The 14,633-nt window shown below is 67.8% G+C and carries 11 protein-coding genes; 4 read left to right on the top strand and 7 right to left on the bottom strand.

Features of this window, described 5'->3' with window-relative positions; all coding sequences use genetic code 11:
- Window positions 1-382: 382 nt before the first annotated feature.
- From A7D27_RS02370 to A7D27_RS02355, 4 genes are all read right to left on the bottom strand, one after another.
- Complete coding sequence (locus tag A7D27_RS02370) at window positions 383-1,492, bottom strand: NADH:flavin oxidoreductase (RefSeq protein WP_069563977.1); 1,110 nt, start codon at window positions 1,490-1,492, stop codon at window positions 383-385.
- Window positions 1,493-1,549: 57 nt separating this feature from the next.
- On the bottom strand, window positions 1,550-2,140 hold the full coding sequence (locus A7D27_RS02365; RefSeq protein WP_170832266.1) for a TetR/AcrR family transcriptional regulator: 591 nt from the start codon (window positions 2,138-2,140) through the stop codon (window positions 1,550-1,552).
- A 242-nt stretch (window positions 2,141-2,382) separates the two neighbouring features.
- On the bottom strand, window positions 2,383-2,865 hold the full coding sequence (locus A7D27_RS02360; protein WP_069562288.1) for a glutathione peroxidase: 483 nt from the start codon (window positions 2,863-2,865) through the stop codon (window positions 2,383-2,385).
- Window positions 2,866-2,993: 128 nt separating this feature from the next.
- Window positions 2,994-3,479, bottom strand: a complete 486-nt coding sequence (locus A7D27_RS02355; protein ID WP_044411461.1) for a peptidylprolyl isomerase — start codon at window positions 3,477-3,479, stop codon at window positions 2,994-2,996.
- On the opposite strand from A7D27_RS02355, the gene A7D27_RS02350 reads away from it, so the two are divergent.
- The 4 genes from A7D27_RS02350 to A7D27_RS02335 all read left to right on the top strand — a co-directional run bounded on the left by A7D27_RS02350 (window position 3,448) and on the right by A7D27_RS02335 (window position 8,154).
- Window positions 3,448-3,771: a DUF3565 domain-containing protein gene (locus A7D27_RS02350; protein WP_083265505.1), complete on the top strand. Its 324-nt coding sequence runs from the start codon at window positions 3,448-3,450 to the stop codon at window positions 3,769-3,771. The two genes, A7D27_RS02355 and A7D27_RS02350, sit on opposite strands and share 32 nt — an antisense overlap.
- 16 nt (window positions 3,772-3,787) lie before the next feature.
- Window positions 3,788-4,972 (top strand): acetate kinase, encoded by a 1,185-nt coding sequence (locus tag A7D27_RS02345; RefSeq protein ID WP_069562286.1) that lies wholly within the window; start codon window positions 3,788-3,790, stop codon window positions 4,970-4,972.
- Window positions 4,973-4,979: 7 nt separating this feature from the next.
- Window positions 4,980-7,067, top strand: a complete 2,088-nt coding sequence (gene pta, locus A7D27_RS02340; protein ID WP_069562285.1) for a phosphate acetyltransferase — start codon at window positions 4,980-4,982, stop codon at window positions 7,065-7,067.
- Between the two features lie 178 nt (window positions 7,068-7,245).
- Entirely contained in the window at window positions 7,246-8,154 is a 909-nt protein-coding gene (locus tag A7D27_RS02335) for an acyltransferase (protein ID WP_069563976.1), read from the top strand.
- Window positions 8,155-8,211: 57 nt separating this feature from the next.
- Here A7D27_RS02335 and A7D27_RS02330 read toward each other — a convergent pair whose 3' ends face one another.
- From A7D27_RS02330 to A7D27_RS02320, 3 genes are all read right to left on the bottom strand, one after another.
- Window positions 8,212-8,523, bottom strand: coding sequence for an EthD family reductase (locus A7D27_RS02330; RefSeq protein WP_069562283.1), 312 nt, complete (start codon window positions 8,521-8,523; stop codon window positions 8,212-8,214).
- Window positions 8,524-8,591: 68 nt separating this feature from the next.
- The gene (locus A7D27_RS02325; RefSeq protein ID WP_069562282.1) at window positions 8,592-10,727 is read right to left on the bottom strand and encodes a bifunctional diguanylate cyclase/phosphodiesterase; all 2,136 of its coding nucleotides are present in this window, start codon (window positions 10,725-10,727) and stop codon (window positions 8,592-8,594) included.
- Window positions 10,708-14,418, bottom strand: coding sequence for a response regulator (locus A7D27_RS02320; protein ID WP_069563975.1), 3,711 nt, complete (start codon window positions 14,416-14,418; stop codon window positions 10,708-10,710). The genes A7D27_RS02325 and A7D27_RS02320 overlap by 20 nt, the downstream gene beginning before the upstream one ends.
- Window positions 14,419-14,633: the final 215 nt, after the last annotated feature.

Here is a 14,633-nt window from a genome sequence, read left to right as displayed (position 1 = left end):
CCTTCCCAGGCGAGTTTCTTTTTTCAATCGCCAAAAAAGAAACCAAAAAGGCTCGCCCCGCCATCCGGGTCCCGCTGCGCGGGACTTCCCTCGCTCCGTCGCTGCTACGGGGGCCAGCGCGATGGGCCATCCATGGCCTGACGCGCCTCTCGCGGCATCCATGCCGCTCGTCCCCCTACGCAACGACTGCGCTCGGCCTCCTGAAGGGGCAGTTTCCCTGCCTCACCCTCTTGGCAAGCACGACCACCGAGTGCGCTCATGACTTGCTGCCTCAGAGCGTTCGGCGCCGGCGAGTTGCAAAAACCGTAGCCACAAAAAAGCCCCGCACGAGACGGGGCTGGAAATGGGTGCGCCGGCCAGGCCGGCGCACCGGGGGTCGTGCTCAGACCAGGCTGGTCAGGGCGTCGCGGCTGAACGGCAAGATGTCCTGCATGCGGCCTTCGCGGACCTTGGTCGCCCAGTCCGGGTCCACCAGCAGGGCGCGACCCACGGCCACCAGGTCGAACTCCTGCTTGTTCAGGCGCTCCAGCAGGCCTTCGATGTTGGCCGGCTGGGCGACCTTGTCGGTCTTGACCATGAACTGCAGGAACTCGCCATCCAGGCCGACGCTGCCGACGGTGATGGTGGGCTTGCCGGTGAGCTTGCGGGTCCAGCCGGCCAGGTTGAGGTCGGAGCCTTCGAACTCCGGCTCCCAGAAGCGACGGGTGGAGCAGTGGAAGATGTCCACACCGGCCTCGGACAGCGGCTTGAGGAAGCCTTCCAGCTCTTCCGAGGTCTGCACCAGGCGGGCGGTGTAGTCCTGCTGCTTCCACTGGGAGAAGCGGAAGATGATCGGGTAGTCAGGGCCGACGGCTTCGCGCACGGCCTTGATCACTTCGATGGCGAAGCGCGAGCGGTTGGCCTGGCTGCCGCCGTAGCCGTCGGTGCGCGGGTTGGTGCCGTCCCAGAAGAACTGGTCGATCAGGTAACCGTGGGCGCCATGCAGCTCCACGCCGTCCATGCCGATGGCCTTGGCGTCACGGGCGGCCTGGGCGTAGGCGGCGACGACGTCGTCGATGTCCTGCTGGGTCATGCCGTGGACCACCACCTGGCCGTCCTTGAGCTTCTCGCTGGGGCCGTAGCCGGGGACGCTGGCGTCCGGCTCGGTGCCCAGGCGACGGACGTTACCGACGTGCCACAGCTGCGGGACTATCTTGCCGCCTTCGGCGTGCACGGCATCGACCACCTGCTTCCAGCCGGCCAAGGCGTCCTCGCCGTAGAAGCGCGGGACATGGGGGTAACCGTTGGCGGCCTGGTGGCCGATGGTGGTGCCTTCGGTGACGATCAGGCCGACACCGGCCGCGGCACGGCGGCGGTAGTACTCGACCACCTGCTCGGTGGGCACGCCGCCCGGGGAGAAAGAGCGGGTCATGGGCGCCATCACCACGCGGGTCGGCAGCTCCAGGGCGCCGAGGCGAAAGGGGGCGAACAGGGCGTCTACGGATGCGGTCATCGGGGTCTCCTGATTCCGGCCAAGTGACCGGTCGTCTCGTTTGAAGGCTTTAGGGGGTCACACCCGCAGCAGGCGCTGCAGGCGGGTCATGAAATCGAGCAGGGGCCGGGCGCCGGCACCGACCTTGAGGCGGGTCAGCACGCCCTGCCAGGCGTTGGCGATGAAGCCGGCGAGGTTGGCGCAGTCTTCATCGGCCGGGAGTTCGCCGGCACGCTGGGCCTCTTCCAGGCAAGCCTGGAGGATGTCCGCCGAGCGCTGCAGAATGGCGTCCACCTGGGCGCCGATGGCCGGCGACAGTTCGGCCATCTCGAAGCTCAGGCTGCCAATGAAGCAGTGGTACTCCAGCCTCTCGTGGCGGGTGAAGTGGCTGACCAGCTCGCCGTAGTAGTCGAGCACCCGCTGGCACGGGCTTTTCGCCGAGTCGGACAGCGCCTGTGCATAGCGCTCGAGACGCGGCTGGTACAGGTAGTCCAGGGCCTGGAGGGCGAAGTCTTCCTTGCTGGCAAAGTAGTGGTAGAACGAGCCCTTGGGGATGCCGGCGGCCTGGACGATCTCCTGCACGCCGGTGCCGTGGTAGCCGGCACGGGTCATCACCTGGGTGCCCTTGGCGAGGATGAGGTCACGCTTGTCGAGTCGGGTGCTGTTCATGGCGGCGAGCATATGACCGGTCGTCTCGCTCGGCACAGCACTATTGATCAGGGTGATCTCGGGCCAGAAAGCCCGCGCAGCTTACCCCGCAGTAATGGCCTGCGCCGGAGTAACCCTTGAGCGACTTCAGTCGCCATCCGGTCAGCAGAACTGCTCCACTGGACTCCCCAGCCACCTCGTTTGGTGGATGGGAGGAGCGCCATCCACCCGGGGTGCTGCCATAAGAAGAGGGGAAAGAAGCGTCAGCCCAGCGCTTTCTCGATAGCCGCCACCAGGGCGGGGTCTTCGGGGGGGGTGCGGGGCGAGAAGCGGGCGAGCACGCGGCCGTCCTTGCCCACCAGGAACTTCTCGAAGTTCCAGGTGATGTCGCCGGGGAACTCGGCCCCCTCGCCAGCCAGCAGGCGGTAGAGCGGGTGACGGTTGGCGCCGTTGACGTCCATCTTGCTGCCAAGCGGGAAGGTCACGCCGTAGTTCAGGGTGCAGAACTCACGGATCTCCTCCTCGCTGCCCGGCTCCTGGGCGGCGAACTGGTTACAGGGGACACCCAGTACGCTGAAGCCCCGGTCCTGGAACTGCTGGTGCAGTTTCTCCAGCCCGGCGTACTGCGGCGTCAGGCCACAGCGAGAAGCAACGTTGACCACCAGCACCACCTTCCCCTTGTAGGGAGCAAGCGGCAGTTCCTGGCCGTCGAGGGCACGCAGCTTGAGGTCGTGGAAGGCACTCATCTCACAGACTCCTGGATCGACGCGGGTTTGCACGAGAGACGAAAAAGGCGCCCGAGGGCGCCTTTCCGGTGAGCTTGAGCTTAGCAGCCGATCCGCGTCGTCGCGCGCCGCAGATCGCCTGTCATCACTCAGTGGTGGTGACCACCTTCGCCGTGGATGTGACCGTGGGCGATCTCTTCGGCGTTGGCTTCACGCACGTTGACCACCTTCACTTCGAAGTTCAGGCGCTGGCCGGCCAGCGGGTGGTTGCCGTCGACGGTGACGTCGTCGCCGTCGATGTCGCGGATGGTGACGATCTGCATGCCGCCGTCCGGAGCGGAGGCGTGGAACTGCATGCCGACTTCCAGCTCGTCCACGCCTTCGAACATGGCGCGACTCAGGGTGGCGACCAGCTCGGCGCTGTATTCGCCGTAGGCGTCTTCGGGCTCGATGGCCACTTTCACTTCGTCGCCGGCCTGCTTGCCTTCGAGGGCACGCTCCAGGCCGATGATGATGTTGCCCGCACCATGCAGGTAGACCAGCGGCGCGCCGCCACGGGAGCTGTCGATCACCTCACCGGCGTCGTTGGTCAGGGTATAGTCGATGGAGACTGCCTTGTTGGCGGCGATCAGCATGGTGCGAGACCTTTTGGATAAGAGTGGAAAGGTGGCAAGTCTAACTGCCAAACCGGCCGATGGCGACCCGCCGATTGACGGACGGGGCTCGCGGTTGCTGGGTTTCCGCCAGGACGAGGACGGCCACTGGGTGGCCCTGCTTTCCTGCGGGCACACTCAGCATCTGCGCCATCAGCCGCCGTGGCAGTCGCGGGCCTGGGTCCTCGACCCACGGCAGCGCGAGGCGCACCTCGGCCAGCCTTTTATCTGTGGCTGGTGCGCCAGGGAGCAGGACACCGAGGACAAGGACTAACCGACAAGGAGGCGAGATGCCCGCACGCAATATCCTGGTGATCAACTGTGGCAGCGCGTCGATCAAGTTCGCCCTGGTCAGCGAGGCCCATTCGCAGTTCCCCCTGCGCGGCATCGCCGACCGCCTGGGCACGCCGGAGGCCGAGCTGCGCTGGCAGCGCGGTGGCGAGAAGGACAGCCTGATGCTGCCCAACGGCGACTACCGCGCCGCCCTCGCCCAGTTGCTGCCGCTGGTGCAGGCCGTTACCGGCGGCAAGCTCCATGGCATCGGCCACCGCGTGGTGCACGGCGGCGAGCGCTTCACCTCGGCGCGGCGGCTGGATGCCGACGTGCTCGCCACCATCCGCGCCATCTCGCCCCTGGCGCCGCTTCACAACCCGGCAGCACTGCAGGGGATCGAAGCCGCCATGAGCGTCTACCCGCAATTGCCCCAGGTGGCGGTGTTCGACACCGCCTACCACCAGAGCCTGCCCGAACACGCCTACCGCTACGCCCTGCCCGAGTCGCTCTACCGCGACCACGGCGTGCGCCGCTACGGCTTCCACGGCACCAGCCACCGCTACGTGAGCCATCGCGCGGCAGAGATCGCCGGGCTGTCCATCGGCGACAGCAGCTGGCTGTCGGCGCACCTGGGCAACGGCTGCTCCACCTGCGCCATCGTCAACGGCCAGAGCCGCGACACCAGCATGGGCCTGACGCCCCTGGAGGGCACGGTGATGGGCACCCGCAGCGGCGATGTCGACCCCAACCTGCACAGCCACCTGGCCCGCACCCTGGGCTGGGGCCTGGACGAAGTGACCCGTGTGCTGAACCACGAGAGCGGCCTCAAGGGACTCTCCGGGCTGTCCAACGACATGCGCACCCTGGAGCAGGCCCGCAGCCAGGGCCACCCCGGCGCGACCCTGGCCATCGAGGTGTTCTGCTATCGCCTGGCCAAGAGCCTGGCGGCCATGAGCTGCGCCCTGCCCCAACTGGACGGGCTGATCTTCACCGGCGGCATCGGCGAGAACTCGCCGCTGATCCGCAGCAAGACCGTGGCCCACCTGCAACTGCTGGACCTGGCCATCGACCAGGAGGCCAATGCCCGCTGCGTGCAGGGCATCGCCGGGCCCATCCACCGCTACGGGCGGACCCGCATCCTCGTCGTCCCCACCAACGAGGAGCGGCAGATCGCCCTCGACACCCTCGCCCTGCTCAACTGAGGCACCCATGCATACCTTCTTCATCGCCCCCACCGGCTTCGGTGTCGGCCTGACCTCCATCAGCCTCGGCCTGGTCCGCGCCCTGGAACTGGCCGGCCTCAAGGTCGGCTTCTACAAGCCCATCGCCCAACCCCACCCGGGTGACCTCGGCCCGGAACGCTCCAGCGAACTCATCGCCCGCACCCACGGCCTGACCCCGCCCAAGGCGATGGAGCTGCCCCAGGTCGAACGCCTGCTCGGCGACGGCCAACTGGACGAGCTGCTGGAAGAGATCGTCGGCCGCTACCAGCAGGTGGCCGAAGGTCGCGACGTGGTCATCGTCGAAGGCATGGTGCCGACCCGCCACGCCAGCTACGCGGCGCGGATCAACGCACACCTGGCACGCAGCCTGGACGCCGAGGTGATCCTGGTCTCCGCCCCGGAGGACGAGACGGTCACCGAGCTGGCCGACCGCCTGGAGATCCAGGCCCAGCTCTTCGGCGGCCCGGACGATCCCAAGGTGCTTGGGGTGATCCTCAACAAGGTGCGCGACGACACCCTCGGCCCGAAGTTGCAGGACAACACCGCCCTGCTGCGCGCCAAGCACTTCCGACTGCTTGGCTGCATCCCCTGGGAAGAGGAGCTGAACGCCCCGCGCACACGCGACGTGGCCGACCTGCTGGGCGCGCGGGTGATCAACGCCGGCGACTACGACCAGCGCCGGGTGCAGAAGATCATCCTCTGCGCACGCACCGTGCCCAACACCGTGCCCCTGCTGAAACCCGGCGTGCTGGTGGTGACCCCGGGCGACCGCGACGACATCATCCTCGCCGCCAGCCTCGCCGCCATGAATGGCGTGCCCCTGGCCGGCCTGCTGCTGTGCAGCGACTTCCCGCCCGACCCGCGCATCATGGAGCTGTGCCAGGGCGCACTGCAGGGCGGCCTGCCGGTGCTCAGCGTGGCCAGCGGCACCTATGGCACCGCCACCGATCTCAACCGCATGAACCGCGAGATCCCGGTGGACGACCGCGAACGTGCGGAGAAGGTCACCGAGTTCATCGCCCGCTTCCTCGACCACGACTGGCTGCGCGAGCGCTGCGGCACGCCGCGCGTGCCACACCTGTCGCCACCGGCGTTCCGCCACCAGTTGGTCAAACGCGCCCAGCAGGCGGGCAAGCGCATCGTCCTGCCGGAAGGGGCCGAACCGCGCACCGTGCAGGCCGCCGCCATCTGCCAGGCGCGCGGCATCGCCCGCTGCGTGCTGCTGGCAAAGCCCGAAGACGTGCAGGCCGTGGCCCGCGCCCTGGGCATCGTCCTGCCCGAGGGGCTGGAGGTGCTCGACCCGGACCTGGTGCGCCCGCGCTACGTCGAGCCCATGGTGACCCTGCGCCAAGGCAAGGGCCTCAATGCGCCGATGGCCGCCGCGCAACTGGAAGACAACGTGGTGCTGGGCACCATGATGCTGGCGCTGGACGAAGTGGACGGCCTGGTATCCGGCGCCATGCACACCACCGCCAACACCATCCGCCCGGCCCTGCAACTGATCAAGACCGCCCCCGGCTACAAGCTGGTGTCCTCGGTGTTCTTCATGCTCCTGCCGGAACAGGTGGTGGTCTACGGCGACTGCGCGGTGAACCCCGACCCCAGCGCCGAGGAGCTGGCCGAGATCGCCGTGCAGAGCGCCGCCTCCGCCGCCGCCTTCGGCATCGACCCGCGGGTGGCGATGATCAGCTACTCCACCGGCGACTCGGGCACCGGCGAGGACGTCGAGAAAGTGCGCGAGGCGACCCGCCTGGCCAAGGCCGCGCGGCCCGAGCTGTCCATCGACGGCCCGTTGCAGTACGACGCCGCCGCCATCGACAGCGTCGGCCGGCAGAAAGCGCCGGGCAGCGCAGTGGCCGGGCGCGCCACGGTGTTCGTGTTCCCCGACCTGAACACCGGCAACACCACCTACAAGGCCGTGCAGCGCAGCGCTCAGGTGGTCAGTGTCGGTCCCATGCTGCAGGGCCTGCGCAAGCCGGTGAACGACCTGTCCCGCGGGGCACTGGTGGACGACATCGTCTACACCATCGCCCTCACCGCGATCCAGGCCGCCACCACCAGACCCGGTGCCTGAGCCGCATGCCCCCTCCCGCCGGGAGGGGGTCGGGCAGCGCCGAATCCGCCGCGACCGACCGGTCACTCTTCGCGCTTGCAGTCCAGTGAACAACCGTTAACCTTGCCCACCAACGGGCGCCTACCAGCACGGCGTCCACCGAACAGGGCGGCACAGACCGCCCAGACACGAGGTTCCCATGCTCAGCGTCCTTCCCGCGCCCCTGCGCGGCGTCCTCGCCTCCCTGCTGCTCGCCCTCAACACCCTGTTCTGGTGCTGGCCGCTGTTCGCCATCACCCTCTTGCGGCTGTTGCTGCCGTTCCAGGCAGTGCGCCAGGCGCTGAACCCGCTGGTGAGCTTCATCCACGAGTCCTGGGTGAGCTGCAACAAGACCTGGATGAACCTGGTCCGGCGTACCCGCTGGGACGTGCAGGGCATGGAGGGGCTGGACTATCAGCACTCCTACCTGGTCACCAGCAACCACCAGAGCTGGGTGGACATCCTGGTGCTGCAGTACGTGTTCAACCGGCGCATCCGCCCGCTGAAGTTCTTCCTCAAGCAGGAACTGATCTGGGTCCCGGTGATCGGCCTGTGCTGGTGGGCGCTGGATTTCCCCTTCATGAAGCGCTACTCCAAGGCCTACCTGGCCAAGCACCCGGAGAAGAAAGGCAAGGACCTGGAAACCACCCGCCGCACCTGCGACAAGTTCCGCCACAACCCGGTGGGCATCTTCAACTTCCTTGAAGGCACCCGTTTCACCCCGGCCAAGCACGCCCAGCAGGCGTCGCCCTTCCGCTACCTGCTCAAGCCCAAGGCCGGTGGCGTGGCCTTCGTGCTGGACGCCATGGGCGAGCAACTGGAGGCGCTGCTGAACATCACCATCCACTACCCCGGCGGCAACCCGAGCTTCTGGGCGCTGATGGCCGGCCAGGTCGGCGAGGTGGTGGTGCGCATCGAGGCGCTGCCGATCCCCGCCGGCTTCCTCGGCCGCAGCTACGACCAGGACGAGGCCTACCGCAAGGATTTCCAGCTCTGGGTCAACCTGCTCTGGGAGCGCAAGGACGCCGAGCTGGCGGCCCTGCACCAGAGCCACCCGCCCCGCTCCTGACCCCGGAACGCAGAAGCCCGCCAATCGGCGGGCTTCGTCATTCAGCAACTGGCAGCCTCAGTCGCCCAGCACCTCGTTCACCTGCAGCAGCGGGGCAATGCTGGTGTAGCGCGGGATGTCGTCGTTGATGGCCTGGCCATGCGTGCGCAGGGTGGCCTGGAGGGTTTCGATGGAGCGAATCCAGATGTGCGCGGTACACAGGAACGGTGCCGCCGAGCCGTCGCCGGAGGTCAGGCCCTTCTGCACCTCCACCTTGACCAGGTTGTCTCCCAGCAGCTCGCGCACCAGGGGGATGTGCTTCTCCAGGTAGTAGGTGAAATCGAAGGTACCCCCCTCGTTGTTGGGGTAGGCGACTAACAGGCAATACATAGGATGCTCCTTGCGAATGCGGCGACCTCACGCGCCGTCGGCGCAAGTGTAGGCCGCCTTCGCCGGCTTTACCGCGAGGCGTCGAACGCCTGCCAATCGAGCTGCAGTGGAAACTCGTCCGCCTTGGCCGCGGGCAGGCCGGGCGCCACCAGGAAGCCTTGCATCACCGAGCAGCCATGCTCGATCAGCCAGTCGCGCTGTGCCACCGTCTCCACCCCTTCGGCGATCACCTCCAGCCCCAGGTGGCGGCCCAGGTCGATGATGGTGGAGACCACTGCCGCATCACGGGGCGACTCCAGCATGTTGGCGATGAACAGCCGGTCGATCTTCAGGGTGTCCAGCTCGAAGTGGCGCAGGTAGGCGAGCGAGGAGTAGCCGGTGCCGAAGTCGTCGATGGCCACCCGCACCCCCAGTTCGCGCAACTGGCGCAGTTGCTCGCGGGTGATGTCCAGGTCCTGCATCAGCGCGCTCTCGGTCACCTCCACCTCGATCTGCGAAGGGTGCAGACCACGCTGCTCCAGCGCCCGGCGCAAGTCCTCCACCAGGTGCGGCATGCCGAACTGCACCGGGCTGACATTGAGGCTGATGACCAGCTCCTCGCCGAAGCGCTCGCGCCATTTCAGCCCCTGGCCAACCCCCTGCTGGAAGATCCAGTCTCCCAGGCGGTTGATCAGCCGGGTCTCCTCCAGCAGCGGGATGAACACGTTGGGCGCGACCGTACCGGCCACCCGGTGCTCCCAGCGCAGCAGCGCCTCGAAGCCGCGCAGGCGCCCGGTGGCGAGGTACACCTGGGGCTGGTAGACCAGCACGAAGTCGTCCTGCTCGATGGCGTTGCGCAGGCTCTCCTCCAGCATCAGCCGCGAGCGCGCGCGGCCGTTCATCTCCGGCGAGAAGAAGCGGTACTGCTGGCGCCCGGCGCGCTTGGCCTCGTACATGGCAATGTCGGCGGCACGCAGCAGGCCGTCCACCGTCTGCCCGCACTCGGGGAAACAGGCGATGCCGACGCTGGCACCGAGGGTGACGTCAATGCCGTCCACCCGGTAGCGCACCGAGACCAGCTCGATGAGCTTCTCCGCCACCCGGGCCGCATCCTCCGGGTGGTCGAGGGAGTCGATCAGCGCGGTGAATTCGTCGCCCCCCATGCGCGCGAGGATGTCGTAGGGGCGCATGCAGGTCTTCAGTTGCTCACCCACGCGGCGCAGCACCTGGTCGCCGGCGTCGTGGCCGAGGGAATCGTTGATGCGCTTGAAGCCGTCCAGGTCCAGGTACAGCACGGCCATGCGCTTGCCGTTGCGCTCGACCCGCGCCAGGGCTGACTCCAGGGCCTGGTAGAAACCGCGCCGGTTGAGCAGCCCGGTGAGCGAATCGGTGATGGCCTGGGCCTCCAGCTGGGCGTGCAACTGGCGCACCGCCGACATGTCCAGGCCGATCACCACCATCGAGCGCTGGGCCCTGGGCAGCGGCGCGCATGACAACGCCACCGGCAGACTGCCGCCGGTCTGGGTCTTCAGCGCCGCGTCGTGGAGACGGTAGGGCTCGCCGCGCTTCCAATGCCGGTAGAAGTCCGACAGGCGCCAGTCTCCGGCGTACTCGGGGGCAGCGATCAGGCTGAGGAACTCGCGCCCTTCCAGGTCGCTGACGGTGCCCTGGAGCATCAGCGCCATGGCCGGGTTGGCGAAGCTGATCACCCCGTCCTCGCCCACCACCAGGATGCCTTCGGCGGCGTTCTCCAGCACCGAGGCGTTGAACGCCCGGGCACTGTCCAATTGCTGGGTGAGCTGCAACAGGTCGCGCCGGTTGCGCTCGTGGTCCAGCAATGCCTGCACCTTGTGCCGCAGTACCTGCGGATCGAACGGCTTGAGGATGAAGTCCACTGCGCCCGTGGAGTAGCCGCGCAACACCGCTTCCTGGGTGTGGGCAATGGCAGAGATGAAGATGATCGGCGTATAGCGTGTGTTCGGGCTGCCACGCATCAGCCGGGCCACTTCGAAGCCATCCATGCCGGGCATCTGCACGTCCAGCAGAACCAGCCCCACCTGCTCCTCCAGCAGCACCTGCAGGGCCGCTTCGCCGGAGTCGACGGTGCGTACCTCCCAGGTGGAATCGCCCAGCACCGCCTCCATGGCGGCAAGGTTCTCCGGGCGGTCGTCCACCACCAGGAGGATGCTCTCGGGGGCCTTGAGCCTAGGCAATGGCTGCGTCATGGCGACCTCCGGCGGCTGCCAGCCAGCGCTCCAGCATGTCCAGCAGCTCCTGACGGTTCACCGGCTTGGCCAGGTAGTCGTCGGCCCCGGCGGTGATGCATTTCTCCCGGTCGCCCTTCATGGCGTGGGCCGTCAGGGCTATGACCGGGATGTGGCAACCGTGTTCCTCTTTCAGCGTCCGTGTCGCGGTGTATCCGTCCATGTTGGGCATCGCCATGTCCATGAGAATCAGGTCGAAGGGTTCGCGCTGGAAACAGGCGATGGCCTCCCTGCCATCGCGCGCCGGGGTGACCCGTAGCCCGGCTTCGTCCAGCACGGCGGTGAGGGCGTAGATGTTGCGCACATCGTCGTCCACCAGTAGCACCCGCGCGCCTTCCAGGGCGGAATGCCCGTTCGGTGCCGGCTGCGTGTGCAGGCTGTCGAGAAAGCCCTGAACCGCCTCGCCGAGCGCAGCCTGGTCGGTGGCGGACTTGGGCACCAGCGTCGCCGAATAGCGGCGCAAGCGCTGCAGGTGCTGCTGGCCGACATCGAGCCCGGTGTTGACCACCACGCGCACGCCCTGCAGGGAGCGGTGGGCGTCCAGGCGATCGAGCAACTCGAAGCCGTCCAGGTCCGGCAGGTTCAGGTCCACCACGATGGCGGCGAAGGTGGCGGCCTCGTAGGCGACGATGGCCTGCTCTGCAGTGCCCACCGCCACCACCTCGAAGCCCTGCTGCTGCAGGTGCTCGCGGTAGCGGTCGCGCTCCACCTCCACGTCTTCCACCAACAGCACCCGGTGACCCTGCTGGTCCGGCTCGCCAAGGCCGCCGAAGACCTGCTCCAGTTCCGTGCGGCCGATGGGTTTGACCAGGTAGCGGGTGTCACTGTCGTTCCAGTCCGGCGGCTGCGGCACGCAGGAGATGATGTGCACCGGGGTGCCACGGTGGGCGGGCAGACCGCGCAGGTGCCGGTAGATCTGCCAGCCACTGAGGTCGGGCAGGAGGATGTCGAGGATGACCGCTGCGTAGTGCTCCTCCTGCAACAGCGCCATCGCCTGATGACCATTACCGCAGAGCACGGTGGAGAAGCCGTGTCCCTGGGCCGCTTCGGCGATCACCGCAGCGAAGCCGGCATCGTCCTCGACGATCAGCACCGGCGGCCCCTCACCATTGCGCACCGGTTCGGCCTGCTCCACTTCCGGCTCCAGCGCCCCCACGGCCACCGGCAGGCAGACCGTGAAGCAGGCGCCTTCGCCGAGGCGACTGCGCAGGCTGATCTGCCCGTCCAGGGCCAGCACCAGTTGGCGGGTGATGGCCAGGCCCAGGCCGGTGCCACCAAAGCGCCGGCTGGTGGAGCCGTCGATCTGCTGGAAGGCCTGGAACACCCGCTCGTGCTGCTCGGGGTCGATGCCGATGCCGGTGTCGCGCACGCTGAAGCGCAGCATCTCGCGGCCGGGACCAAGGTCCTGGGTGTCCACCGAGACGGTCAGTTCCACCTCACCCCGGTCGGTGAACTTGAGGGCGTTGGAGAGCAGGTTGCGCAGGATCTGGTGCAGGCGCACCCGGTCGCTGTGGATCACCCGTGGCACTCCGGGGTCGGCCCGGCTCACCAACTGCAGCCCCTTGAGCTCGGCCATCGGTCGCAGGCTGGCGTCCAGCTCCACCAGCATGTCGCGGACGTTGAGCGGCTCCAGCCTGAGCTGCATGCGCCCGGCTTCCACCTTGGACAGATCGAGCACGTCGTTGATCAGTTGCAGCAGGTCGTTGCCAGCCCGGTGAATGATGTCGGCATGACGCGACTGCTTGTCGGACAGATTACCGGCGGCGTTCTGGCGTAGCTGGTCGCTGAGGATGAGAATGCTGTTGAGCGGCGTGCGCAGTTCGTGGGACATGTTGGCGAGGAACTCGGACTTGTAGCGATTGGCCAACATCAGTTGCTCGGCCTGCTCGCGCAGGCGCTGCTCGGCGACCTTGCGCTCGGTGATGTCGATCACCACGGCCTGGACCCAGGTCTCGCTGTCGCCGCGGATCGGCGACAGCCCCACCTCCAGCGGGATCATATGACCGTCCCGGTGCTGGCCGAACAGCTCGCGGTTGCCACCCATGCGCCGCGGCTCGGGGTTGGCCTGGAACCCCTGGCGCAGTCCCACATGGGCCTCACGCAGGGCCACCGGCAACAGTCGCTCGACCCGCTCGCCCAGCAGTTCCTGCCGGCTGTAGCCGAACATCTGCTCCACCTGGCGGTTGACCATGGCGATGCGCCCGCCGGTGTCCACCAGGAGGATGGCGTTGGGCGAAGCCTCGACCACCAGGCGGAAACGCTCCTCGGCACTGCGCCGGGCCTGCAGGTCGAGCAGATTGATCAGGTAGCGGGGACCATCGGCGCGGTCGATACGGGTCAGGCGCAGGGCCACCGGCGTGCGCCGGCCGTCGTCACAGCGCGCCTCGTATTCGCCGCCCGACGCGCGTTCGCTTTCGAGGGCCAGGGCCTGCAACCCGCTGGCACCCGGCAGGAAGCGCAGGGCATGCTGCCCCACCAGCCAGCCAGAATCGCAGCCCAGCAACTCCCCGGCGCTGTCATTGGCCAGCTCGATGCGCCCGTCGCCTTCACACAGCAGCGTGGCCACCGGCAGCCGTGCCACCAGGGCGCGCAGGTGTGCTTCGCGCTCCTGCAGCAGGGCGGCGGCCTTGCTGCTCGCCAGCAGTTCACGCTCGCGCAGGTACAGGAAAGCCCCAGCCAGCAACGACAGCAGCAGCGCGGCCGACAACCCGGCGACCAGGGTGAAGCGCAGGCCGCCATCACTCTGCAGGCTGACGTAGGCCGCTGTGCCGGTGACCTGCAACTGCCAGTCGCGGCCGAACAGGCGCAGCTCCCGGCGCCCCTGGTAGAGGGCGGGCACGACAGCGTCGTGCGGGTCCAGCAGGGACTGATCGGGGTATTGCAGGTCCACCAGTTCGATGTCGAACAGCCGCGCCTGAGCCCCGAGAATGCCAGCCATCAGGTCCTGGACGCGGAAGGCGCCGTAGACGGTGCCGATGAACGCCTCGCGGCGCTCGGTCGCGGTGGCCGGCGCGTCGTGGCCATACACCGGCATGAACAGCACCAGGCCCTTGAGCGGCGAGTTGTCCTCGTCCTGACGCAGGACGATGGGGCCGGTCAGCCGCATCTCGCCGCTATCTATCGCGGCCTGCACGGCCTGCCGACGCATCGGCTCGCTGAGCATGTCGAAGCCCAGGGCACGCTTGTTCCGCCAGTCCAGCGGGCTGATGTAGGTGATGACCAGGTAGCGCTCACGCTCGCCGGGCGGAAACGGGCGGATCTCCGCTCGGCCGCCCTCTTCATCCGCCTGGGCCGGGAGGTCGGCCGGCGCCAGGTAGCGGCTCCAGCCAAGGGCCTGGATGCCGGGGTAGCGGTCCTGCAACTGGAGCTGGTCCACGGCCTGTGCCCACTCGTCGGCCGACACTTCCTCGCTGCCGGCCAGCAGCCCCGACATACCGCGCAGCACCATTTCATAAGCGCGCATCCGGTCGCTGATGCGCTGGGCCACCTCGTCGACCGCCATGTCGAAACGCTGCTGGTTCTCGGCCTCATAACGGGCCCGTTGGGCCTGCCATTGCCAGACCACCAGGGCTCCCAGCGCAACCAGCAGGACCAGCGCGGCTGCCACGGGCAGCCAGGGTTTCCTGTCGGGAATCCAGGGTCGGTCGTCCATGCATGCTCCTGTCCTTGTGGCGACACGCAGGGGGAACAATCAAGGGGCGTCGCTGATGATCAGCATTGATTCGCGGTCACCTTTCGGCAGTCTAGTCAGGATTCCGCGCACTAGCCCCGTGCCAGCAATGAGACGACAGACGGCAGGCAGGGGACGAAAGCCGGGGCCGGTAGCAGCGGTGAAAACGCGGGGATAGGCACTTCAGGCCCCGGCGG

This window comes from Pseudomonas sp. 1D4 (assembly GCF_001728925.1).
Classification (GTDB): Bacteria; Pseudomonadota; Gammaproteobacteria; order Pseudomonadales; family Pseudomonadaceae; genus Metapseudomonas; species Metapseudomonas otitidis.
This window is presented reverse-complemented; position numbering and strand designations above follow the sequence as displayed.

What these genes read in the sequence shown, in the direction of transcription:
- A7D27_RS02320 (WP_069563975.1), bottom strand. Translation starts at nt 14,418, where the DNA reads ATGGACGACCGACCCTGGATTCCCGACAGGAAACCCTGGCTGCCCGTG.
- A7D27_RS02355 (WP_044411461.1), bottom strand. Translation starts at nt 3,479, where the DNA reads ATGCTGATCGCCGCCAACAAGGCAGTCTCCATCGACTATACCCTGACC.
- A7D27_RS02345 (WP_069562286.1), top strand. Translation starts at nt 3,788, where the DNA reads ATGCCCGCACGCAATATCCTGGTGATCAACTGTGGCAGCGCGTCGATC.
- A7D27_RS02325 (WP_069562282.1), bottom strand. Translation starts at nt 10,727, where the DNA reads ATGACGCAGCCATTGCCTAGGCTCAAGGCCCCCGAGAGCATCCTCCTG.
- A7D27_RS02360 (WP_069562288.1), bottom strand. Translation starts at nt 2,865, where the DNA reads ATGAGTGCCTTCCACGACCTCAAGCTGCGTGCCCTCGACGGCCAGGAA.
- A7D27_RS02350 (WP_083265505.1), top strand. Translation starts at nt 3,448, where the DNA reads ATGGAGACTGCCTTGTTGGCGGCGATCAGCATGGTGCGAGACCTTTTG.
- A7D27_RS02370 (WP_069563977.1), bottom strand. Translation starts at nt 1,492, where the DNA reads ATGACCGCATCCGTAGACGCCCTGTTCGCCCCCTTTCGCCTCGGCGCC.
- A7D27_RS02365 (WP_170832266.1), bottom strand. Translation starts at nt 2,140, where the DNA reads ATGAACAGCACCCGACTCGACAAGCGTGACCTCATCCTCGCCAAGGGC.
- A7D27_RS02335 (WP_069563976.1), top strand. Translation starts at nt 7,246, where the DNA reads ATGCTCAGCGTCCTTCCCGCGCCCCTGCGCGGCGTCCTCGCCTCCCTG.
- A7D27_RS02330 (WP_069562283.1), bottom strand. Translation starts at nt 8,523, where the DNA reads ATGTATTGCCTGTTAGTCGCCTACCCCAACAACGAGGGGGGTACCTTC.
- pta (WP_069562285.1), top strand. Translation starts at nt 4,980, where the DNA reads ATGCATACCTTCTTCATCGCCCCCACCGGCTTCGGTGTCGGCCTGACC.